The 21827-nt window shown below is 70.9% G+C and carries 18 protein-coding genes; 13 read left to right on the top strand and 5 right to left on the bottom strand.

Annotated elements, in window-relative coordinates:
- The first annotated feature begins 121 nt into the window (after positions 1–121).
- On the top strand, positions 122–1996 hold the full coding sequence (locus ACFUJ1_RS22790) for a S9 family peptidase (RefSeq protein WP_378648591.1): 1875 nt from the start codon (positions 122–124) through the stop codon (positions 1994–1996).
- Between the two features lie 261 nt (positions 1997–2257).
- Positions 2258–3160, top strand: a complete 903-nt coding sequence (locus ACFUJ1_RS22795) for a hypothetical protein (RefSeq protein ID WP_378648593.1) — start codon at positions 2258–2260, stop codon at positions 3158–3160.
- Positions 3161–3163: 3 nt separating this feature from the next.
- Here ACFUJ1_RS22795 and ACFUJ1_RS22800 read toward each other — a convergent pair whose 3' ends face one another.
- From ACFUJ1_RS22800 to ACFUJ1_RS22820, 5 genes are all read right to left on the bottom strand, one after another.
- Positions 3164–5569 (bottom strand): CoA transferase, encoded by a 2406-nt coding sequence (locus ACFUJ1_RS22800; RefSeq protein ID WP_378648595.1) that lies wholly within the window; start codon positions 5567–5569, stop codon positions 3164–3166.
- A gap of 8 nt (positions 5570–5577) precedes the next feature.
- Entirely contained in the window at positions 5578–6528 is a 951-nt protein-coding gene (locus ACFUJ1_RS22805) for an enoyl-CoA hydratase/isomerase family protein (RefSeq protein WP_378648596.1), read from the bottom strand.
- A gap of 82 nt (positions 6529–6610) precedes the next feature.
- Positions 6611–7735: a M24 family metallopeptidase gene (locus tag ACFUJ1_RS22810; protein WP_378648598.1), complete on the bottom strand. Its 1125-nt coding sequence runs from the start codon at positions 7733–7735 to the stop codon at positions 6611–6613.
- Complete coding sequence (locus ACFUJ1_RS22815) at positions 7725–8963, bottom strand: M24 family metallopeptidase (protein WP_378648600.1); 1239 nt, start codon at positions 8961–8963, stop codon at positions 7725–7727. Before ACFUJ1_RS22815 ends, ACFUJ1_RS22810 begins: the two co-directional genes overlap by 11 nt.
- The gene (locus ACFUJ1_RS22820) at positions 8960–10135 is read right to left on the bottom strand and encodes an amidohydrolase family protein (protein ID WP_378648602.1); all 1176 of its coding nucleotides are present in this window, start codon (positions 10133–10135) and stop codon (positions 8960–8962) included. Before ACFUJ1_RS22820 ends, ACFUJ1_RS22815 begins: the two co-directional genes overlap by 4 nt.
- A 232-nt stretch (positions 10136–10367) precedes the next feature.
- On the opposite strand from ACFUJ1_RS22820, the gene ACFUJ1_RS22825 reads away from it, so the two are divergent.
- From ACFUJ1_RS22825 to ACFUJ1_RS22875, 11 genes are all read left to right on the top strand, one after another.
- On the top strand, positions 10368–11054 hold the full coding sequence (locus ACFUJ1_RS22825) for a TetR/AcrR family transcriptional regulator (protein ID WP_378648604.1): 687 nt from the start codon (positions 10368–10370) through the stop codon (positions 11052–11054).
- A 23-nt stretch (positions 11055–11077) separates the two neighbouring features.
- Positions 11078–11473, top strand: coding sequence for a hypothetical protein (locus ACFUJ1_RS22830; RefSeq protein ID WP_378648606.1), 396 nt, complete (start codon positions 11078–11080; stop codon positions 11471–11473).
- A gap of 173 nt (positions 11474–11646) precedes the next feature.
- Positions 11647–13125, top strand: coding sequence for an aldehyde dehydrogenase family protein (locus ACFUJ1_RS22835; protein WP_378648608.1), 1479 nt, complete (start codon positions 11647–11649; stop codon positions 13123–13125).
- A 50-nt stretch (positions 13126–13175) separates the two neighbouring features.
- Positions 13176–13916 carry an ABC transporter permease gene (locus tag ACFUJ1_RS22840; RefSeq protein WP_233021256.1) on the top strand — a complete coding sequence of 247 codons (741 nt, stop codon included), beginning with the start codon at positions 13176–13178 and terminating at the stop codon, positions 13914–13916.
- A gap of 19 nt (positions 13917–13935) precedes the next feature.
- Complete coding sequence (locus tag ACFUJ1_RS22845) at positions 13936–14775, top strand: MlaE family ABC transporter permease (RefSeq protein ID WP_378648720.1); 840 nt, start codon at positions 13936–13938, stop codon at positions 14773–14775.
- A gap of 8 nt (positions 14776–14783) precedes the next feature.
- Positions 14784–15968, top strand: a complete 1185-nt coding sequence (locus ACFUJ1_RS22850) for an MCE family protein (RefSeq protein WP_378648610.1) — start codon at positions 14784–14786, stop codon at positions 15966–15968.
- On the top strand, positions 15965–16987 hold the full coding sequence (locus tag ACFUJ1_RS22855) for an MCE family protein (RefSeq protein WP_378648612.1): 1023 nt from the start codon (positions 15965–15967) through the stop codon (positions 16985–16987). The genes ACFUJ1_RS22850 and ACFUJ1_RS22855 overlap by 4 nt, the downstream gene beginning before the upstream one ends.
- The gene (locus tag ACFUJ1_RS22860; RefSeq protein WP_378648613.1) at positions 16987–18021 is read left to right on the top strand and encodes an MCE family protein; all 1035 of its coding nucleotides are present in this window, start codon (positions 16987–16989) and stop codon (positions 18019–18021) included. The genes ACFUJ1_RS22855 and ACFUJ1_RS22860 overlap by 1 nt, the downstream gene beginning before the upstream one ends.
- On the top strand, positions 18018–19256 hold the full coding sequence (locus tag ACFUJ1_RS22865; RefSeq protein ID WP_378648614.1) for an MCE family protein: 1239 nt from the start codon (positions 18018–18020) through the stop codon (positions 19254–19256). The genes ACFUJ1_RS22860 and ACFUJ1_RS22865 overlap by 4 nt, the downstream gene beginning before the upstream one ends.
- A gap of 6 nt (positions 19257–19262) precedes the next feature.
- Positions 19263–20417 (top strand): MCE family protein, encoded by a 1155-nt coding sequence (locus ACFUJ1_RS22870; protein ID WP_378648615.1) that lies wholly within the window; start codon positions 19263–19265, stop codon positions 20415–20417.
- A complete protein-coding gene (locus ACFUJ1_RS22875; protein ID WP_378648616.1) occupies positions 20418–21821 on the top strand; it encodes an MCE family protein in 1404 nt (467 codons plus the stop codon).
- Positions 21822–21827 lie beyond the last annotated feature (6 nt).

A 21827-nucleotide genomic window follows, 5' to 3' on the forward strand; every position in this document is an offset into this window, starting at 1 on the left:
GTCTCGGGTGTGCCGTAGCGGCACAGTCAAGGGTGATCCGGGTCATGCCCGGAATGTCTTGAGTATGCCGTTGCGGCCGGGTGTGTCATGGAGGTCGTCCCGCTCGACGGAAAGGAACGCCATGATCGGCGTCGAGGAATTCTTCGGCTCGCCCGCCTTCAGCGCACCCGTCATCTCCCCGGACGGCACCCGCATCGCCTACCTGGCCCCCCGGAAGAACCGGATGAACATCTGGGTCCGGGACGTGGCGGGCGGTGAGCCGCGCTGCGTCACCGCCGACGAGACCCGCAGCGTGCAGAACGTCTTCTGGTCCCGAGATTCCCGCTGGCTGCTCTATGCCCAGGACGAGGGCGGGAACGAGCTGTGGCACCTCTTCCGCGCCGACCCGGACGACCCCGAGGCGCCCGCGGTCGACCTCACCCCGTTCCCCGGCGTTGCCGCGCTGGCGCCGGAGCTGCCCGCGCACCGCCCCGGCATCGTGCAGGTGCAGCTGAACAAGCGCGACCCCGTCGCCTTCGACCTCTACGACCTGGACATCGAATCCGGCGAGCTCACCGAGGTGGTGCGGAACCCCGGCGGCATCGGCGCCTACCTGCGCGCCCCCGACGGCACCGTCTACGGCACCGGGCTCACCGACGCCGGCGACCTGGAGCTCAGCCGCATCACCCCGGACGGCTCGAGGCGCGTCGCCCGCTTCGCCGGCCGCGACTACCCCATGCAGATCGCGCCCTTCCGGCTCACCCCGGACGGCACCGGGGTCTGGATGGGCTCCAACCGGGGCACCGACCGCATGCGGCTGGTCCGGCTCGACCTGGCCACCGGATCCCAGACCGCGGTGGACAGCCACCCGTCCTTCGACCTGGACCCGCGCTCGACGGTCGACCCGGCGGCGCCGGACCCGCTCATCACCGACCGTGCCACCGGGGCCCTGCTCGGCGTGCGCTACCTGGACGAACGGCTGGAGATCCGGGCGCTCGACCCGGGCTTCGCCGAGATCCTGGTGCGCCTCACCGCGCTCTCCGACGGCGACATCGAGACGCTCTCCGTCGACGACTCCGGGCAGCGCTGGGTGGTGACCTTCGAGCACGACCGCGACCCCGGCGTCGCCTGGTTCTACGACCACGCCACCGGCGCGAGCAGGCTGCTCGGCCGCGCGCACCCGCACCTCGACCCCGCCGCGCTGGCCCCGATGCGCCCGGTCTCGATCACCTCGCGGGACGGGCTGCGGTTGCCCTCGCACCTGACGCTCCCGGTCGGGGTGGCGCCCGCCGGGCTGCCGTTGGTGGTGCTGCTGCACGGCGGCCCGTGGTTCCGGGACCACTGGGGTTACGCCCCGGCCGTGCAGTTCCTGGCCAACCGCGGGTACGCGGTGCTGCAGGTGAACTTCCGCGGCTCCACCGGCTACGGCAAGGCGTTCACCAGCGCCGCGATCGGCGAGTTCGCCGGCGCCATGCACGACGACGTGATCGACGCGGTCGAGTGGGCCGTCGGTCAGGGGTACGCCGACCCTTCCCGGATCGGGATCTTCGGCGGCTCCTACGGCGGCTACGCGACGCTGGTCGGCGTCACCTTCACCCCCGACGTCTTCGCCGCCGCCATCGACTACGTCGGCATCTCCAGCCTCCCGAACTTCCTGCGCACCCTGCCCGCCTTCACCAAGCCGTACCTCGCCAACAACTGGCACCTCTTCGTCGGCGACCCCGACGACCCGGAGCAGGAAGCGGACATGCTCGCCCGCTCGCCGATCACCCACGCCGACCGCATCCGCACCCCGCTGCTGGTGCTGCAGGGTGCCAACGACCCGCGCGTGGTGCGCGCCGAGTCCGACAATCTCGTTGCCGCGCTGCGGGATCGGGGGGTTCGGGTGGAGTACATCGTCAAGGACGACGAGGGCCACGGGTTCGTGAACCCGGAAAATCAGATCGACATGTTCCGGGCGGTCGAGCGGTTCCTGGCACGGCATCTCGGCGAAAAGGCACCCGTGGGCTCGGAGTAGCCGGTGCTGGTGCCGGCCGGGTGGCGGCGCGGCCGAGACCGCGCGGCTACCCGTCCGACGGTGAACCGACCGCCGCCGCTCAGCAGCACCGCATCGACGACGTCGGCGGCACCGCCACACACGGCATTTCTCTCTTCGCTTGCGACACGCTGCGGCCGGGGCCGCCGGTTGAGCGAACTGCGGACCGAGTGCACCGCGCCGGGTGTCGTGCAGCGCGTCGACGCCGATGTGGCCTACCTACGAGCTCTCATGGGAGAGCGAATGCCCCTGGACCGCTATGTCCGGGCCACTCAGGGGTGTCCGGCGCGGGGCTGGGATGCCGACTACATCTCCGGGCGCGGCCGAGTTGCTCGGGAATGGTTGGATAGCGTCGGCATCGCGTGGGGGCCGGAGACCATGGCGGAATTGGCCGCCGCGGAGGGCGTGCTCGAGCCGGTCGATGTTCAGGACGCCATTCGCGCGGCTGTCGCGGAATATGAACCGGCGGTCCGGGACGCAACGGCATCCGAAGCCCCATATCGGCTGACCATCGAAACCGTTGACGTGGACGCGTACTGGGCCTACTGGCTCGACGGTGCCGGTGATCGGGTGCGGCTTCGGCTGAATTCGCGGAATGCCCAGTACACGGCGGTGCGTGCGCGCCAGTTCGCGCTGCACGAAGTCCTCGGCCACGGATTGCAGAGCGCGAGCATCGCGGCCCGCTGCGCCGAGGAGGAGGTGCCGTGGGTGCGCCTGCTGTCGGTACACGGCCCGCAGCAGGTCCTGTTGGAGGGGTGGGCGCAGGCCATGCCGCTGTTCATCGCGCCCGACGACCGGCAGCTCGGCACGCGGGTTCGGCTCGACCACTACACGCAGCTCGTACGCGCCGAGCTGCACCTGAGCCTCGAGCACGGCACCCCGATCGAGGACTGCGCGGACCTCGCGCGGCGACGCGTGCCCTGGTGGACCGATCGCTACATCGCCGACGCCCTCGCCGACCGGGGCGCCGATCCGCAGCTGCGAAGCTACCTGTGGGCGTACGCCGCGGGCATCGATTGGTTCGTGCACCTGGCCGAGGCGCCGGCGCCTACCGTCGACAGCCTTCTCCGCGCGGCCTACCGCGCCCCACTCACACCGGCTGAGCTGCAGGAGCTCTGGCCGGAGGGGCCGAGCATCGGCGGCTGAGGTTCAGGGCGTTCCGCCGACGACCCCGTCCGCGAACAACTCCGCGATCTCCGCGTCCCCCAGACCCAGCTCCCGCAGGATCTCCTCCGTGTGCTCGCCGAGCAGGGGCGCGGGCCGGGTGTGGAGTTGCGCGGGCCCGTCCGAGAGCGAGAACGGCAGGGTGCTGTGGCGAGCGGTGCCGAAGACCGGGTGCTCGACCGGCTCGAAGAAGCCGCGGGAAACGAGCGGCGGGAGTTCGGCCTGGTGGTGGGGTTGCAGCACCTTCGCCACCGGAACGTCGGCTGCCCAGACGAGCGAGACGATCTCGTCGGGGGAGCGCTCGGCGCACCAGTCGGCGAGGTGCCGATCCAGCAGGTCGTGCTGGCGGCGGCGCCCGGCGGCGGTGCAGAGTTCGGGGTCGAGGGACCAGACGGGGGTGCCGAGCGCCGCGCGCAGGCGACGCCACTGCGCGTCGTCGGCTACGGCGATGGCGACCCAGAGGTCCTCGCGGCCGAACTCGTCGGTTCCGGCGGCGCGGTACAGGTTCTGCGGGGCGGCGGCGGGGCCGCGGTTCCCGTCGCGGGCCAGCAGCGCGCCGTAGGCGGAGTACTCGATGACCTGCTCGGCGGCGACGTTCATGGCCGCCTCGACCATGGCCGCCTCGATCACGACACCCTGCCCCGTGCGGCGCCGGTGCTCGAGCGCCAGCAGCAGCGCGTTGAGCGCGTGTACCCCGGCATTGGGGTCGCCGATGCAGTAGGGCTCGATGGGGTTGGTGTCGGGATAGCCGGTCAGCGCGGTGATCCCGGACGTGTCCTCGATGACGTAGGCGAAGGCGGGGTTGTCCCGCCACGGCCCGTCCAGCCCGAACCCGGGCATGCGCACCATGACGATGTCCGGGCGCAGCGCGCGCACGCTGGCCGCGTCCAGCCCGATCTGCTCGAGCACGCGGGGGGTGTAGTTCTCCACGACCACATCGCAGGTGGCGACCAGCTTCTTCAGCAGCGCCTGCCCGCGCTCGGTGCGGAAATCGACGGTGAGCCCGCGCTTCCCGGTGTTCAGCCCGGAGAAGATGGGGGAGCGCTCCCACCACTGCGGTTCCGAAGCGGGGACGCCGGCGATGAGCCGGGTGCCGTCCGGCCGTCCGGCCGACTCCACGTGGATCACGTCGGCGCCGAGCAGGGCCAGGTAGTGGGTGACGGACGGCCCGGCCCAGAAGGTGGTCAGGTCGAGCACCCGCAGCCCGCGGAAGGGAAGCGGATCACTCGGTGCGCCGCCGGTGTCCTTGGCGCCCGGCAAAGCACCGCTCTTCGGCACCAGCTCCGCTGACCGGTAGCGGTCGGTGTGCTCGCCGAGCCGCGGCGCGGCGGTGGGCTCGCGGAGCAGATCCGGGGAGGTGCGGTAGGGCGGGCCGGGCTGGGTGAACCCGTCGCGCGGGTTGGTGGTGAAGAACTTCCGGGCTACGTGGTGGTCCATCCCGGCCACCGTGGCCCCGTCCGCCAGCGGGCCGTTCGGGATGCGGAAGGCGGTGGCGAGATCCCGCACCACATCGACCGGCTGCTCCGCCATCCACGCCTGGATCTCGGCCGCCTTCGCACCGGCCCGCTGGGTGATGGAGAGCTCGGTGTCCTCGTCGATCCACTCCGCGTGCCCGACCATCGCGCACAGGTCGAACCACTGCTGCGCGGTGCCGCACCCCACCGCCACCAGCCCGTCCGCGGCGGTCGCCACGCCGGGCACGCTGAGCCTGCGCTCGGTCCGGAACGGCCTGCCCAGCCCGTCGTGGAACGACACCGGGAAGTAGGTGAGCCCGAGGATCTGCGTCTCCAGCACGGAGAGGTCGACCAGCGCGCCACCGCCGCGCAACCGCGCGACCTGCGTCGCCACCGCCGCGTGCGCACCGGCGAACCATTCCCCGATCCGCCCGCCGACGTGCACCGGGGCCCGATCCGGCGCCCCGCGCCCGAGCCCGACGATCCCGCCGGACCACGCCTGCAGCGTGAATTCGGTGGCGGCATGCGAACTCCACGGCCCGGTCAGTCCGAACGGCGTGATCGCGGTGACCACGAGGTGCGGATACCGCCGCCGCAGCACCGAGGGGGCGAAGTGCTCGGCGAGCCGCGAGCCGGCGGACCAGAGCACCACGTCGGCGGCGGCCAGCAGCTTCTCGACCAGGTCCGGACCTGTCTCGGGATCGGCGACCACGCTCTCGGTCGAGCAGGCAAGGAAGGAGAACAGCGCCCCGTCCGCGCCGGGCGGAATCGATGCCCCCGACGCGGACCACCCGCGCAGCGGATCACCCTCCGGCGGCTCCACCCGCACCACCCGGGCACCCCCGTCGGCGAGCAACTTGGCGCAGTACCCGCCGGAGATACCGGTGGCCAGATCGACCACCAGCCAGTCCCGCAGCGGCGGTTCGGCGTGCGTCACGACAACCCCTACGGCTTGTTCCGGCCCGACCTGCTGAGCCGGAAGTCGGGCGGGAACCGGTCGTCGTTGTCCTTGACCGAGTTGTTCAGCCCGCCCTCGAAGGCGTTGTCCAGCATGAGGTCGTCCTCGTCGGCGGCGATGTGCCCGCCCATGGACTCGAAGAAGCCGCTGAGCAGGCTGCCCATGTACTCGCCCTGCTGCTGCTTCATGATCTCGAAGAAAACCTTCTGCATGAAGACCGTATCGGTGGGGCGGTTGCGCGAGCAGGCGAGCGCGTACTTGGCGGTCTCGGCCTCCAGCTCGGCGCGCGGGACCACCTTGTTCAGGAAGTTGCAGTCGTACATCTCGGCGGCGGAGAAGGCGCGGCCGGTGAAGACCATCTCCTGGAAGCGGCGCAGCCCCATGGTCTGCGCCCAGGTCCACATGCGCGGGCCCCAGCCGTAGTAGCGGAAGGAGGGGTGGCCGAAGAGCGCGTCGTCCGAGGAGATCACCAGGTCGGCGTCGGCGGCCTGGTAGAAGTGCCAGCCGTAGCAGTAGCCCTTGACCTCCAGGATGGAGATCTTCTTGAACTCCTGCAGGCTGCGGCAGCCGGCCGAGGCGTTGGCGTACCACTGGCTCACCGAGGCGCCGTGCCGGAACGAGCCGCGCGGGGGGTAGCGCACCTCGTCCGGGCCGATCCGGAACTCGGCCAGCCGCGGGCCCTGGTCCTCGGATTCCTGCATCGCCATGAACTCGGGCAGGTCGGCGCCGGTGCCGAGATCCCGGCCCTCGCCGCGGACCACGAGCACCTTGACCTCGTCGTCGACGCTGGCCCGGTGGATGAGGTCGGCGTAGCGGAGCCGGGCCGCCGCGGTCGGCGCGTTCAGCGCCTCCGGGCGGTCGAAGGTGATGGTGGCGATCCGGGTCTTCGGATCCTTCTCGTAGCGGATGATCTCTTCCGCGGACGGTTGGTCGGGCATGGGGACGGCTCCTTCGCCGAAGGGGTGGGGCTGCGGCGGACGGGCCGGGTGCGCGCCGGCCCGCCCGGCGGGAGAGAGGGGCTCAGGCCGCGTTGTGCGGCGCGTCCGTGAGCAGTTCGGCTCCGTCATCGGTGATCAGCACGGCGTCGCGGGTGAATACCGCGCCGACGCCCGACTCCCACACGTACCCGGTGAGCGCGAGCACCATGCCCGGCTCCAGCCGTTCCGCGGCAGCGGTGGCGGGCAACTGCGGCGAGACCACCGGCGGGTCGAACCCCATCCCGAGCCCGCGCGCCACCGGCATCGGCGGCAGCGGCTCACCGGCCGCCTCGTACGCCGCGAGCAGCCCGCCGGCCGCCTCACCGGCCCGGCTCGCAGCGAGCAGCCGCTCGCGCACCACCTCGCTGCGCCGGAACAGCGCGGCTACCGCGGCATCGTCCCCACCGGGCACCGCGACGGTCCGCCCGACCTCGCCGATGTACCCGTCACCGAGCACCCCGGCGGAGATCGCCACGAGATCGCCGGGGCGCACGGTCCGGTCCGCGTCGGCGCGCCGCCACGGATGCTCGCGCGAGGTGACCCACACCGAATCCTGCTGCGCGGGCGTACTGATCCCACCGGCCGCCATCGCCTCCAGCAGCACGCCGGTCAGCGCCTGCTCGGTGCGCCCCGGCGCCAGCTCGGCGGTGGCCGCCGCGAGCCCGGCCTGCGCCACCCGCAGCGCGCCGCGCAGCACGGTGACCTCCGGCTCGGTCTTGATCCGCCGGGCCGCCCGCATGGCCAGCTCGCCGTCGACGAACTCGGCGTTCGGGAAGGCCATCGGCAGCAGCTGCGCGAAGGTGGGGGAGAGGCAGTCGGTGCCGACCCGCGCCGCCGTCGAGGCACCGGCGATGTCGCGGAGCACCGCCATGGTGTTCAGCGGATTCCAGACCAGCCCGTACAGGTGGTCGTGCGGGATGTCGTCCGGGATGCCCTCGTCCCAGGTGCTCAGCAGGTGCACCTCCCCGGTCTCCCTGATCACGGTCGCGACCGGGCCGAAGGGCCTGGTCCCGGCCACCCAGAGCTGCGGGGCGCCGGAGACGTAGCGGGCGTTGGCCTGCCTGCCGAGCACGAGGACGTCCAGGTCATGGGCTTGCATCTGTGCCAGTGCGCGAGCGCGCCGCCCATGCCGCAGGGCGCGATCGTCCGGCAGGATCTCAATTCCCATAGGGGGCGTACGGGTAGTCGGTGAGAGGGGTCCACCCCTCCTCGGTGATCACGATGATCTCCTCGCTTCGGTATCCGCCGGTGCCGTCCTCCCAGACGACCGGCTCCAGCACCAGCACCATGCCCGGCTCGAAGACGAAGTTCTCGTCGTACTCCGCGCCGAGATCGGTGCCGATCATGGGCATCTCGGCCGCGCTGACCCCGATGCTGTGTCCCAGGTAGAAGTGCGGCAGCCAGGGTTTGGTGCCGCCGTTGGCGGCGATCGCCGCGCGGGCGAGGTCGGCCGCGGTCGCGCCCGCCTTCGTCACGTCGAGCACGGCGGTCAGGATGGTCCGCCACTGGTCGAACTGCCGCTGCTGCGCGGCGTTCGGCCGGCCGCCGACCAGCCAGGTGCGGCCGAAGTCGGAGCAGTAGCCGCCGTAGGTGATGCTGACGTCGGTCCAGAGCACGTCGCCCGCCTCGAGCTCGCGCTCGGTGGTGAGCAGCGGAAGCGCCAGGTCGCCGTGTGTGGTCCAGACGCCGTCGGCCTTGGTGTCCGGCATGACCTGCCAGATGGCGTCGAGCATGTTCGCGGTGGCGCCGTACTCGAAGGCGCGGCGCACGAAACCGGCCGAGAGGTCGATCTGCCGCCTGCCCGGCGCCAGCGCAGCCTGCACCTCGGTGACGGCCCGCTCGGTGATCCGGCACGCGGTGCGGATGCAGGAGATCTCGTCCGGGGTCTTGATCAGCTTGGCCGGCCCGACCACCAGCGCCGCGTCCGACGGCGCGCCGCCGGGGAAGATCTGCTTGCCCGCGCGCAGCATGGCGCCGGTGTGCTCGTCCACCGCGACGCTCGACCCGGCCGGGATCAGCTCGGCCAGCAGCCGCGCGAAATTCTCCACGCCCTCGTCGAATTCGAGGTAGACCGGGCCGTGCAGGTGGTCGGCTGGCAGGTCGCGCTCGGCCGAGGCGCCCTCGCGGAACGGCATGAACAGGTGCGGTGTCGGGTCGTCGCGCAGCACCACCGCGACCGGGCGCTCGACGTGCGAGAGCCCGGCGTCGCCGAGCGGCCAGTTGGCCCCGGTGGCGTAGACGACATTGCTGTTGTTCAGCAGCACCAGCGCGTCGACGCCCTTGGCCGCCATGCTCGCGCGCAGCCTGGCCCCGGTCTCCCGCCGCATCCGGTCCCGGTCGGGGACGTCCGGGATCGGGAAGGTGACGCTGCCACGCCTGGTGGCGAAGGCGGTCATCCGGCCAGCCCGAGGAAGTCGAGGATGTTGCCGCTCACGATGCGCGCCGCGTCCTCCGGGCCGACCGCGTCGACCACGGCGGCGATGGACTTCTCCGAGTAGCCGAAGGTGCTCTCGTTGTGCGGGTAGTCCGAGGACCACATGACCTTGTCGCGGCCGATCAGGTCGACCATGGAGAGCCCGAGCGGGTCGACCATGAACGAGGCCCGCATGTGGTTCTCCCAGTAGTAGCGGACGTCGTGCTCCACCGGCCGGTCCAGCATGTGCTGGAAGGAGGCGAGCATGTGCTCGGCGTCCTGGATCGCCGACGGCACCCAGTTGATGCCGCCCTCGAACCAGCCGATGCTCAGCCCGGGGTGCCGGTCCAGGATGCCGCTGAAGATGTACTTGGAGAACAGCTCCCGGAAGGGCGCGACATTGTGCATCATGCCGACGGCGACGCTGTTCACCTCGCAGGGCGCCGAGAGCGGCGACTCGCCGATGTGGTGCGAGACCGGGACGCCGGACTCCTCGATCGCCTCCCAGACCGGCCGCATGGCGGTGGAGGCGTAGTCGATGACCTTGCCCTCCTCGTCCTTGCCCGCGGAGAGCGGGAGCAGGAAGGTGCGCAGCCCCAGTGATTTCAGCTCGGTCAGGGTGCGCCGCGCGCCCTCGCCGTCCCACCAGTTGATCAGCCCGACGCCGTAGAAGCTGCCGTTGGACAGCGCCTGCAGCTCGGCGATGTAGGCGTTGTAGGTGCGGAAGCAGAGCTCGCGGATCGCCCGGTCCGGGTAGAAGAGCAGCGCGAGCAGGGCGTTCGGGAACGCGAGCTCCTTGGCGATGCCGTCGGCGCGCAGGTCCGAGATCCTGGCCGCCAGATTGCCGCTGCCCGACCCCTCCAGCGGGTCGTACTGCATCAGCACGTGGCTGAAATCGCCGGGCAGGAAGGACTTCCCCTTGCGGCCGAGCTGGAAGGCGCCGTCCTCGTACCAGACCCGCGGCGCCTTGTCCTTCAGCTCCTCCGGAAAGCGCTCGAAGAAGATGTCGTGCGCGAGCGAGATGTGGTTGTCCGCCGAGAACACCTCGGTGCCGACCGGCAGGCCCAACGCACCCGCCGCGTGCCCGCGGCGATCCTTCGGTGGCCCGAAGCCACCGGGCGGATACAGCGAGACGCTGCTGGTGGGAACCGACATCGTGACCCTCCCATGGGTTCGAATCGTGGTGGGAATGACGTTATCACAATCGGAGAGAATGGATTCGGGAGATTGCCGAAATCTGTGCTCAAATACGGCTCTGTACTGCGAGAATAACGTTATCACTCGTTGTCGAGCGAACTGCTTGAAGAAACTTCCCCTGAGACCCTTGTCACACCGCCCAAACCAACCTACTGTGTGTTCACTAGGTTTTGTCGGACAGGAACTCTTCGTGACCACTCCTCGCCCCTACGCCACCCTCCTCGCCAAAGGTGAGGACCGCAGGCAGCGGATTCTGGGTGTCGCCCAGCGGCTGCTCACCCGGTACGGGTGGCGCAGCACCAGCCTGGCCCAGATCGCCCGCGAAGCGGGGGTCACCCCGGCCGGGCTGCTGCACCACTTCACCTCCAAGGAGCAGCTGCTGCACGCCGTGCTCGACGCCCGCGACGCGGACGACGCGCGCGACGCCGACCTGACCAACGACCTGATCGCCGAGATCCGCCGGGTGCCGGATCGCATGGCCCGCTCCCCGGAGCTGGTCGGCACCTTCGTCGTCCTGCTGGTGGAGAACCTGCTGCCCGAGGCTCCGCTGCACGATCGGCTGCTCGACCGCTGGAAGGTGGCGGTCGACATCGTCGCCGAGACCATCCGGCACAACCAGGAGATCGGACGGTATCGGCCCGACCTCGACCCAGTACTCCGGGCTATGGAAATCGTCGCCTTCATCAACGGAATGGAGATCTCATGGCTACTCGATCGTTCGATCCCGCTGACCGAAGTGTTCAGCGAGTACACCAGGTCACTGGCTCGCGACTTCGGTTCAAGTGGGGAACCATCCGCTACCGGCTCGACATCGTCGGGGCCGACGTCGTCGACGTCGTCCAGCACGCCGGCGGCTGGCTCTTCGACCGCGCCGTAGCGGGCTGGGACGTCACCGTCCTGGTGGCGGATCTCGGCGACGCCCGCCCGCTGCGGATCCTCGGCGCCGAGGTGCTGGAGCTGGAGGCGGTGCTCGCCGGCGACGGCAAGGGCAGGCAGCCGCACGCGCTCGCCATCGCCTCCGAGGTACTGGCCAACGACACCAGGACGCACCGCGGGCTGGTCAAGGCGCTGGACGACGGCGGCATGGAGGTGGTGGTCTGGGGCGAGAGCTGGCCGACCCCGCCCGAGCACCGCATCGAGCCGGTGGTGCACCGGCTCAGCGTGGCCGCGCAGGCGTTCAAGGCGCAGGCGCTGGCCGCCGCCGGGGTTCCGGTCGTCCCCGGCGACGTCGAGGTCTTCCGCAGCGGGCTCTCCGCCTTCCCCCCGGTCGGCGCCGACCTCAGCCCCGTGGGCTGACTCCGGGCCACCCCTCCCTTCCGACGCCGCGGCGCGTACGGGTTCTGTCTCCGAACCCGTACGCGCCGTTGTGTTTTGGCGCCTCCGGCAAACTTTGAGTATTGAATTCTTGTGTCGAGTATGTAACCTTGTTCACAAGTGAGAATGCCATTTTCCACCGGTTCGGGAGAGACATGACCGTCGAAGCAACCACCGCCGCGCCGGCGCTGAACACCGACCGGCGGCTGCTGATCGACGGCGAGCTCGTCGGCGCCGAGCGGACCTACCCCACGAGCAACCCCGCCACCGGCGCGGTGCTCGGGCAGGCACCGGACGCCGGGGTCGCCGAGACCGAGCGGGCGATCGCCGCCGCGCGCCGCGCCTTCGACGAGACCACCTGGGCCACCGACCCCGGCTTCCGGGCGGACTGCCTCGACCAGCTGTACCGCGCGCTCGTCGAGAACGTCGAGGAGCTGCGCGAACTCACCATCGCGGAGGCGGGCGCGGCCCGGCTGCTCACCGAGCGGGCCCAGGTCGACGCGCCGCTGGAGATCGTGAAGCACTACGCCGAGCTGCTGCGCGGCTACTCGTTCCGCGAGGAGCTCGGTGAGCTGGAGTCGCGCGGCGCCAAGCACCGGCGCTGGGTGGAGAAGGAGGCCGCGGGCGTCGTCGCCGCGATCATCGCCTACAACTACCCGAACCAGCTGGCGCTGGCGAAGCTCGCCCCCGCGCTGGCCGCGGGCTGCACCGTCGTGCTCAAGGCCGCCCCGGACACCCCGCTGATCACCCTCGCGCTCGGTGAGCTGATCGCGAACCACACCGATATCCCCGCCGGCGTGGTCAACGTGCTGAGCAGCGACGACCCCGAGGTGGGGCCGCTGCTCACCACGCACCCGGACGTCGACATGGTCACCTTCACCGGCTCCACCGCCACCGGCCGCCGGATCATGGCCGCCGCGAGCGAGACGGTGAAGAAGGTCTTCCTCGAACTCGGCGGCAAGTCCGCCATGGTGCTGCTGGACGACGCCGATTTCGCCATGCCCGCGATGATGGCGGCCTTCATGATCTGCTCGCACGCCGGGCAGGGCTGTGCCATCACCACCCGGCTGGTGGTGCCGCGGGCGAAGCACGACGAGATCGTCGCGGCGGTCGCGCAGAGTATGGCGAACATCAAGCCCGGCGATCCCGCGCACCCGCACACCTACCTGGGCCCGCTGATCAGCGAGCGGCAGCGGGACAAGGTGCACGCCATGGTGCAGCGCGCCGTCGCGGACGGCGCCACGCTGGTGACCGGTGGCGAGAAGGTCGACCCCGGCTGGTTCTACACCCCGACGCTGCTCACGAACGTCGACCCGGACAGCGAGATCGCCCAGGAGGAGGTCTTCGGCCCGGTGCTCGTCGTGCTGCCGCACGACGGCGACGACGACGCGGTACGGATCGCCAACAACTCCATCTACGGGCTGGCCGGCGCGGTGTACAGCGCCGACGAGGAGCGGGCGGTCGCGGTGGCGCGGCGGATCCGGGCGGGCGCCTTCAGCGTGAACGGCGGGCTGTACTTCGCGCCGGACACACCGTTCGGCGGGTTCAAGCAGTCCGGCATCGGGCGGGAGATGGGCACCGCCGGGCTGGAGGAGTTCCTGGAGAGCAAGACCTTCGCCACGGTGCTGCCGTGACATCGGCACCGGGCCGGTTGCGCGCTGTGGTCCGGGCGGGGTCCCGGCCCATGCAGGCCGTCGGCGGCCTCTTCGCCATGTCCGCCGACGCGGTCCGGTTCCTGTTCAAGCGGCCGTTCCAGACCCGCGAGTTCCTGGAGCAGTCCTGGTTCATCGTGCGCGTCTCGCTGGTGCCGACGCTGCTGGTGGCGATCCCGTTCACCGTGCTGGTCAGCTTCACCATCAACATCCTGCTGCGCGAGCTCGGCGCCGCCGACCTGAGCGGCGCGGGCGCCGCCTTCGGCGCGGTCACCCAGGTGGGGCCGATGGTCACCGTGCTCATCGTGGCCGGGGCGGGAGCCACCGCCATGTGCGCCGACCTGGGCTCGCGCACCATCCGCGAGGAGATCGCGGCCATGCAGGTGCTCGGCATCGACCCGGTGCAGCGCCTGGTGACGCCGCGCATGCTCGCCTCCGGGCTCGTCGCCTTCCTGCTCAACAACCTGGTCTGCATCATCGGCATCCTGGGCGGCTACGTCTTCTCGGTGTACGTGCAGGACGTGAACCCGGGCGCCTTCGCCGCCGGGCTCACCCTGCTCACCGGGATCGACGAGGTGATCATCTCCTCGATCAAGGCGCTGCTCTTCGGGCTGGTGGCCGGGCTGGTCGCCTGCTACCGCGGGCTGGTCGTGACCGGCGGCGCGAAGGCGGTCGGCAACGCGGTGAACGAGACGGTGGTCTACGCCTTCATGGCGCTGTTCGTGATCAATGTCGTTGCCACCGCGATCGGCATCCAGCTGACGGTTCGCTGAGAGGAGGCCGGTCGTGACGATCGCCGCGCGCTACCCCAAGTACATCCGCCGCATCCGGCGGCCCTACCTGGCCATCGGCCGGGTCGGTGACCACGCGCTCTTCTACCTGCGCGCGCTCACCTCCGCGCCCTACGCCGCCTGGCACTACCGCCGCGAGACGATCCGGCTGATCGCCGAGATCAGCATGGGCTCGGGCGCGCTCGCGGTCTTCGGCGGCACCGTCGTGATCGTCGGGTTCCTCACCCTCGCCACCGGCGGCACGCTGGCCGTGCAGGGCTACAGCTCGCTCGGCAACATCGGCATCGAGGCGCTCACCGGCTTCCTCTCCGCCTTCATCAACGTGCGCATCTCGGCGCCGGTGGTGGCGGGCATCGGGCTGGCCGCGACCTTCGGGGCGGGCGCGACCGCGCAGCTCGGCGCGATGCGGATCAACGAGGAGATCGACGCGCTGGAGTCGTTGGCGGTGGAGCCGGTGGCCTACCTGGTCGGCACCAGGCTGGTGGCCGGGATGATCGCGATCACCCCGCTCTACGCGCTGGCGGTGATCGCCTCGTTCATCGCCAGCCGGGTGATGACGGTGTTCCTGCTCGGCCAGTCCGCCGGTCTCTACGACCACTACTTCGGCACCTTCCTGAACCCGATCGACCTGCTCTGGTCGTTCCTGCAGGCGATGCTGATGGCGCTGGTGATCCTGCTGATCCACACCTACTTCGGCTTCTTCGCCTCCGGCGGCCCGTCCGGGGTCGGGATCGCGGTCGGCAATGCCGTGCGCACCTCGCTGATCGCGGTCGTCTCGGTGACGCTGCTGGTCTCGCTGGCGGTCTACGGCTCCAACGGCAACTTCGACCTCTCCGGATGAGGAACCCGATGCCCCTGCTCTCCCACCTGCGGCCGACGCCGGACGCGAAACGCGCACTGGCCGGGCTGATCTCGATCGGCCTCGGCGTGGCGATCGTCGCCGTCGCGCTGCGGCTTTTCGACGGTGGCTTCACCGAGACCGTCCCGGTGACGGTGCTCTCGCCGCGCGCCGGTCTGGTGATGAACCCGGACGCCGACGTCAAGCTGCGCGGGGTCACCGTCGGCACGGTGGAGTCCATCGAGACCAGGGCCGACGGGCTGGCCGAGCTGCGGCTCGCCATCCGCACCGGGGAGCTGAGCCACATCCCCGCCGACGTCACCGTCGACATCGCCTCCACCACCGTCTTCGGCGCCAAGTTCGTGCAGCTGATCCCGCCGGCCCGGCCGGGCGCCGCGCACCTGGCCGCCGGGCAGGTGCTGGACGCGCGGCACGTCACGGTGGAGATCAACACCGTCTTCCAGCAGCTCACCACGGTGCTCGGCAAGATCGAGCCGGAGAAGCTGAACGAGACGCTCGGCGCCATCGCGACCGCCACCAGCGGCCGCGGCGACCGGGTCGGGCAGATGCTCGCCGACCTGGAATCGTTCCTGGCGCAGCTGGATCCGGCGCTGCCCGCGCTCTCCGCCGACCTCGCCGCCGCGCCCGTCGTGCTGAACACCTACGCCGACGCCGCGCAGCCGCTGCTCGACACCGCCGCCGACGTGAGCACCATCAGCCGCACCCTGGTGGACGAGCAGCAGAACCTGGACGCCTTCCTGGTCGGGCTGATCGGGCTCGCCGACACCGGGACGGCGGTGCTCGCCGAGAATCACGCCGTGCTCGACAGCACGCTCGCCGCCCTGGTCCCGACCACCACCCTGACCAGGGACTACCGGGCAGCGCTCACCTGCTCGCTGGAGGGGTTCGGCGATCTTTCCCGCTCCCCGCCGGTGGACGTGCCCGGCCTCGGGCTCTCGGCCAACTTCATGCTCGGCATCGAGCCCTACATGTACCCGCAGCACCTGCCCAAGGTCGCGGCGTCCGGCGGGCCGCAGTGCTCGGTGCTGCCGGTGCCGTACGAGGGCAGGCCGCCGTACGTGGTCGCCGACACCGGCGCCAACCCCTTCGAAAGTGGCAGGCAGACCGTGGAACTGAACTCGGCCAGTATCCAGCAGCTGCTGTTCGGCCCGCTGCTGACGGGGGCGCCGCGATGAACCGGCGCAACGGCCCGCTGCTCAAGTTCGGCGCCTTCGCGGTGGTCATGCTGCTGCTCTCCGGGCTGCTCCTCATGGTGTTCGGCGACTACCGCTCCGGCGCGCGCGCGGAGTACACGGCGATCTTCGCCGACTCCTCCGGGCTGCGCCCCGGCGACACCGTGCGCGTCGCGGGCGTCGAGGTCGGCAGCGTGCGGGAGGTGACGCTGCGCGCCGACCACTCGGTGCGGGTCGGCTTCGACGCCGAGCGCACGCTGGCGCTGACCGAGGGCACCGCGCTCGCGGTGCGCTACCTGAACCTGGTCGGCGACCGGTACCTGGAGCTCACCGACCCACCCGGCACGCCGGGTGTGCTGGCGGAGGGCGCGGAGATCCCGCAGCAGCGCACCTCGCCCGCCCTGGATCTGGATCTGCTGCTCGGCGGGTTGAAACCGGTGATCCAGGGGCTGGATTCGCGCCAGGTGAACGCGCTCACCTGGTCGCTGCTGGAGATCGTGCAGGGCAGGGAGGGCACCGTCGAATCGCTGATGGCGCGCACCGCATCCTTCACCGGCACGCTCGCCGCCGACGGCCAGGTGATCCAGCAGCTCATCGACCACCTGAACACCGTCATGCAGACCCTCGCCAGGGACGGTGACCGCTTCTCCGCCACCATCGACCGGCTGGACCGGCTCGTCGCCGAGCTGGCCGCGGAGCGGGACCCGATCGGCGACGCCATCACCGCGCTCGACACCGGCACCGCGACCATCGCCGGCCTGCTCACCCAGGCCAACCCCCCGCTGGCGGGCACCGTCGACCAGCTCAACCGGCTCGCACCGCTGATCGACGACGACAAGCAGATACTCGACGACGCGCTCGGCCGGGCGCCGGGGAACTTCCGCAAGCTGGTGCGGGCGGGCACCTACGGCAACTTCATCCAGTACTACATCTGCTCGATCATCGTGCGGGTCAACGACCCGGCCGGAAACGTGGTGGTGCTGCCCGCGATCGAGCAGACGACCGGAAGGTGCAGCAGGTAATGCTGGAGTACCGCGGAACCCACCTCGCCAGGCACGGCACCGTCGGTGTCGTCCTGATGCTGTGCGTCATCCTGCTCGGGCTGCAGGCGCAGCAGTTCATCACCTGGGTCAGCACCGTGCGCTACCACGCGGTCTTCACCGAGGCTGGCGGGCTCTCGGTCGGCGACGACGTGGTGGTCTCCGGGACGAAGGTGGGCCGGGTGTCGCGGGTCGAGCTGGTGGACGGCGACGCGCGCGTCACCTTCGCCATCGACGAGACCGTCGTGCTCGGCGACGCCAGCACCGCCAGGATCAAGACCGGCTCGCTGCTCGGCCAGCGGGTGCTCACCCTGGTCTCCGAGTACTCGGCGGGCTCGCGCCCGCTGCGCCCCTTCGACACCATCCCGGCCGAGCGCACCGGCTCGCCGTACTCGCTCACCGACGCGGTCGGCGAGCTGACCACCAATGTCACCGAGACCGACACGGAGTCGCTGAACCGGTCGCTGGACATGCTCTCGGTCACCATGGACCGGATCGCGCCGCAGATCGGCCCGGCCTTCGACGGCCTCACCGAGCTCTCCCGCTCGCTGAACGGCCGCAACACCGCGCTGCGCGACCTGCTCGCCGCCACCGCCGACGTCACCGGCATCCTCGCCGAGCGCGGCGCCCAGGTGAACAGCCTGATCCTGAACGCGAACGATCTGCTCGGCGTGCTCGCCGCGCGCAGGCAGGCGATCGTGGAGCTGCTGGCCAACACCACCGCTGTCGCCGAGCAGCTCAGCCTGCTGGTGGCGAACAACGAGGCCGAGCTGGCCCCCACCCTCGACCGGCTGAACTCGATCGCCGCCATGCTGCAGCAGAACCGGGACAATATCGCCGAGGCGCTGCCCGGGCTGGCCAAGGTCGCCATGACCCAGGGCGAGGCCGTCTCCGGCGGGCCGTTCTACAACGCCTACGTCGCGAACCTGATCCCGGCGCAGGTGATCCAGCCCTTCATCGATCAGGCGTTCGGCATCCAGCCGCAGCCAGCACCCACTCCGGAGCCGCCCCGATGACCCGAAGAATCCTGCTCGCCACCGGCGCCGTGCTTGTCGTCGCGGCGCTCGCCGTCGCGGGGACCTACGGGTACCGCGCGGTCTTCGGGCCGCGCACCATCACGGCGGTGTTCAGCACCGCCACCGCCATCTACCGGGGCGACGACGTGCGGGTGGCCGGGGTGAAGGTCGGGCGGATCGCCGACATCCGGCCCACCGGCACCAGCATCGAGATGGAGCTGGAGGTGGAGCGCGGCGTCGACATCCCGGCGGACGCCAGGGCCGTCGTGGTAGCGCAGAGCCTGGTGGACGCCCGCTACGTGCAGCTCACCCCGTCCCACCGCGGCGCGGGGCCGACGCTGGCCGACGGCGCGGTGATCCCGCTGGAGCGCACCGCCGTCCCGGTGGAGTGGGACGAGGTGAAGACCCAGCTCACCCGGCTCGCCACCGAGCTCGGGCCCGGCGCCGACCTGGCCTCCAGCTCCACCGGGCGCTTCATCGACAGCGCGGCGCGGGCCATGGACGGCAACGGCGCGAAGCTGCGCAGCACGCTGCTCGAGCTCTCCGCGGTGGGCCGGGTGCTCGCCGACGGCAGCGGCGACATCGCGAGCACGCTGCGCAACCTGCAGACCTTCGTGACTGCGCTGCGCGACAGCGATGTGCAGATCGTGGAGTTCCAGGACCGGCTGGCCACGCTCTCCAGCGTGCTGAACGACAGCCGCTCCGACCTGGACGCGGCGCTGGCGAGCCTCTCGGTCGCGGTCGGGGAGGTGCAGCGGTTCGTCACCGCGAACCGGGACCGGGCCACCGAGCAGGTGCAGCGGCTCACCGACGTGACACAGAACCTGGTGGACAACCGGGACGACCTGGAGCAGCTGCTGCACGTCTTCCCGACGAGCATCGCCAACTTCTACAACATCTACAACCCGGACACCGCCACCGAGGCGGGCGTCTTCGTGCTGAACAACTTCAGCGACCCGATCCAGTTCGTCTGCTCGGCCATCGCCAGCCTGGAGAACGGCACCTCCGAGGAGGGGGCGCGGAAGTGCCGCGACTACCTCGGCCCGGTCCTCGGGCTGCTCAACTTCAACTACCTCCCGGTCCCGGTGAACCCCGCGCTCGGGCCGACCGCGCGCCCGGAGAGCCTCATCTACACCGAGCAGGATCTGATTCCCCAGGTGGTGGATACCACCTCCCCGCCCCCGCCCCCGCCGCCCCTCCCCGATCTCGGGGCCATCCTCTTCCCCGGAAGGTAGTGAGCCGTGTTCACCTCCGGCAACCGTGAGCCGATCGGCCGACCCCGGAAAGAAGCGCGGCAAGCGCTGCGCGCGGTCGGGATCGCGCTGTGCGCCGCGGCGGCGGTATCGAGCTGCGCGTGGAGGGGCGTGGAGACCCTGCCCCTGCCCGGCGCGCCGGGGCAGGGGAGCGATGCGGTCACCATCGACGTGGAGATGGCGAATATCGGCACCCTGGTGCAGAATTCGCCGGTCATGGTGGACGACGTCGTGGTCGGCAGCGTCAGCGGCATCCGGCTGGACGGCTGGCACGCCGTCGTGCAGGCCTCGATCCGCCCGGACGCCGCCGTCCCGGCGAACGTCGTCGCCACCGTCGGCCAGACCAGCCTGCTCGGCTCCAGCCACCTCGCGCTGAACACCCCCGCCGGTCAGCCTCCCGCCGGGGCCATCTCCTCCGGCGTCCGCATCCCGCTGAATGCCTCCTCCACCTACCCCTCCACCGAGCAGACCCTTGCCTCGCTCTCGGTGGTGGTGAACGGCGGCGGCCTCGGCCAGCTCGGCGACATCATCCACAGCCTGAACGACGCCTTCGACGGCAGGCAGGAGCAGGTCGGCGCGCTGCTGGACCGGCTGGACACCGTCCTCGGCACCCTGGACGGCCAGCGCGCCGACATCCTCGCCTCGATCGACGCGCTGAACCGCCTCGGCGGCCGCTTCGCCGAGCAGCGCGACACCGTCAGCCGGACCCTGAACGAGCTGCCCCCCGCCCTCGACGTGCTGCTCGCCGAGCGCCCCGCCATCACCGACGCGCTGAATCGGCTGCGCGTCTTCAGCGACACCAGCACCGCGGTGGTCCGCGACGTGCAGGCCGACCTGGTCACGAACCTGCGCAACCTGGAGCCGACGCTCTCCGCGCTGGCCGACGTCGGCCCGCAGATCGACGCCGCGCTCGCCTACGCGACCGTCTACCCGTACGGGCAGAAGACGATCGACGGCGCGGCGCGCGGCGACTACCTCAACCTGTTCGCCACCGTCGACCTCACCATTCCCCGGCTGCAACGGGAGCTGCTGCTCGGCACCCCCTACGGCGACCCGACCGCCGTGGTGCAGGCCGCCGTCGGCGATCCGGGCTACGCGCAGCAGATCACCGATCCACTCCGCGTCGGCATCGGAGGCCGCTGAATGCTGCTGTCCCGCTTCGTCAAGTTCCAGCTGGTGATCTTCGCGGTGCTCTCGGTGATCGGGCTGACCGTGATGGCGACGGTCTACATGAAGCTGCCGACGCTCGCCGGGATCGGCACCATGCGGGTGACGGTCGAGCTGCCCGCCACCGGCGGGCTCTACCGCTTCGGCAACGTCACCTACCGTGGCGTCGAGATCGGCAAGGTGACCTCGGTCGAGCTCACCGACGACGGGGTGCTCGCGCACCTCGCGATCGACTCCGGCCGCGACATCCCGGCCGACCTGGAGGCGCAGGTGCGCAGCGTCTCCGCGGTCGGCGAGCAGTACCTGGAGCTGCGCCCGCGCACCGACGCGGCGCCGTTCCTGCGCGACGGTTCGGTGGTGGCGCTGCGCGACGCCACCATCCCGCAGCCGGTCGGCCCGATGCTCGACTCGCTGAGCGCGCTGGTCGGCACCATCCCCACCGACGAGCTGCACAACCTGCTCGGCGAGCTCTTCACCGGCCTGCACGGCGCCCAGTACGACCTGGAGACGCTGCTCACCTCGGGGCAGACCATCGCCACCGAGCTGAACGGTGTGGCGCCGCAGACCCGCACCCTGATCGAGGACGCCCGGCCGCTGCTCGACTCCCAGGTGCGCTCCGCCGACGCCATCCGGATCTGGACCCGCAGCCTCTCCGGTGTCACCGCCCAGCTGGTCGCCAACGACCCCCAGCTGCGCGAACTCCTGCACTCCGGGCCGGGGTTCAGCGCCGAACTGGAGCAGCTGCTCGGCCAGGTGCGGCCCACGCTGCCGATCCTGCTCGGCAACCTGACCAGCGTCGGCCAGCTCGCGGTCACCTACAACGCCGGGCTGGAGCAGCTGCTGGTGCTGCTGCCGCCCTCGATCTCGATGATCCAGGCGGTGCAGCCGAACCGGAACGCCTCCGGGCTGGGGCTCGGTGACTTCCGGATCAGCGGCGTCTCCGATCCGCCCGCCTGTACGGTCGGCTTCCTGCCGCCGTCGGAGTGGCGTTCACCGGAGGACACCACGGTCATCGACACCCCCGAGGACCTGTACTGCAAGCTGCCGCAGAACTCGGATATCGCGGTGCGCGGCGTGCGCAACATCCCGTGCGCGGAGAACCCGGCCAAGCGCGCCCCGACCGCCGCGCTCTGCCACAGCCCGGAGGGTTTCGTCCCGCTCGCCAACGAGCAGCCGCTGCTCGGCCCCTACCCCCGCGACCCGAGCCTCGAGGGGCAGGGGATCCCGCCGGACTCGCGCTACGGAACCGCGCCCGCCTCGTTCGGGACGGCGCAGTACGACCCGCACACCGGCAACTACCTCGGCCCCGACGGAAAGCTCTACCAGCAAACGGATCTCGCCGACAAAGCCGCCGTCTGGACCGACATGCTCCCGCACTGAGCAACG

The sequence above is a fragment of the Nocardia sp. NPDC057227 genome (assembly GCF_042669725.1).
GTDB classification, from domain to species: Bacteria; Actinomycetota; Actinomycetes; order Mycobacteriales; family Mycobacteriaceae; genus Nocardia; species Nocardia asteroides_A.

Excerpts from the sequence above, each read along its gene's own strand:
- ACFUJ1_RS22875 (WP_378648616.1), top strand. The coding sequence starts at position 20,418 with ATGCTGCTGTCCCGCTTCGTCAAGTTCCAGCTGGTGATCTTCGCGGTG.
- ACFUJ1_RS22835 (WP_378648608.1), top strand. The coding sequence starts at position 11,647 with ATGACCGTCGAAGCAACCACCGCCGCGCCGGCGCTGAACACCGACCGG.
- ACFUJ1_RS22860 (WP_378648613.1), top strand. The coding sequence starts at position 16,987 with ATGCTGGAGTACCGCGGAACCCACCTCGCCAGGCACGGCACCGTCGGT.
- ACFUJ1_RS22810 (WP_378648598.1), bottom strand. The coding sequence starts at position 7,735 with ATGGGAATTGAGATCCTGCCGGACGATCGCGCCCTGCGGCATGGGCGG.
- ACFUJ1_RS22790 (WP_378648591.1), top strand. The coding sequence starts at position 122 with ATGATCGGCGTCGAGGAATTCTTCGGCTCGCCCGCCTTCAGCGCACCC.
- ACFUJ1_RS22820 (WP_378648602.1), bottom strand. The coding sequence starts at position 10,135 with ATGTCGGTTCCCACCAGCAGCGTCTCGCTGTATCCGCCCGGTGGCTTC.
- ACFUJ1_RS22805 (WP_378648596.1), bottom strand. The coding sequence starts at position 6,528 with ATGCCCGACCAACCGTCCGCGGAAGAGATCATCCGCTACGAGAAGGAT.
- ACFUJ1_RS22815 (WP_378648600.1), bottom strand. The coding sequence starts at position 8,963 with ATGACCGCCTTCGCCACCAGGCGTGGCAGCGTCACCTTCCCGATCCCG.
- ACFUJ1_RS22795 (WP_378648593.1), top strand. The coding sequence starts at position 2,258 with ATGCCCCTGGACCGCTATGTCCGGGCCACTCAGGGGTGTCCGGCGCGG.
- ACFUJ1_RS22850 (WP_378648610.1), top strand. The coding sequence starts at position 14,784 with ATGCCCCTGCTCTCCCACCTGCGGCCGACGCCGGACGCGAAACGCGCA.
- ACFUJ1_RS22855 (WP_378648612.1), top strand. The coding sequence starts at position 15,965 with ATGAACCGGCGCAACGGCCCGCTGCTCAAGTTCGGCGCCTTCGCGGTG.
- ACFUJ1_RS22840 (WP_233021256.1), top strand. The coding sequence starts at position 13,176 with ATGCAGGCCGTCGGCGGCCTCTTCGCCATGTCCGCCGACGCGGTCCGG.
- ACFUJ1_RS22865 (WP_378648614.1), top strand. The coding sequence starts at position 18,018 with ATGACCCGAAGAATCCTGCTCGCCACCGGCGCCGTGCTTGTCGTCGCG.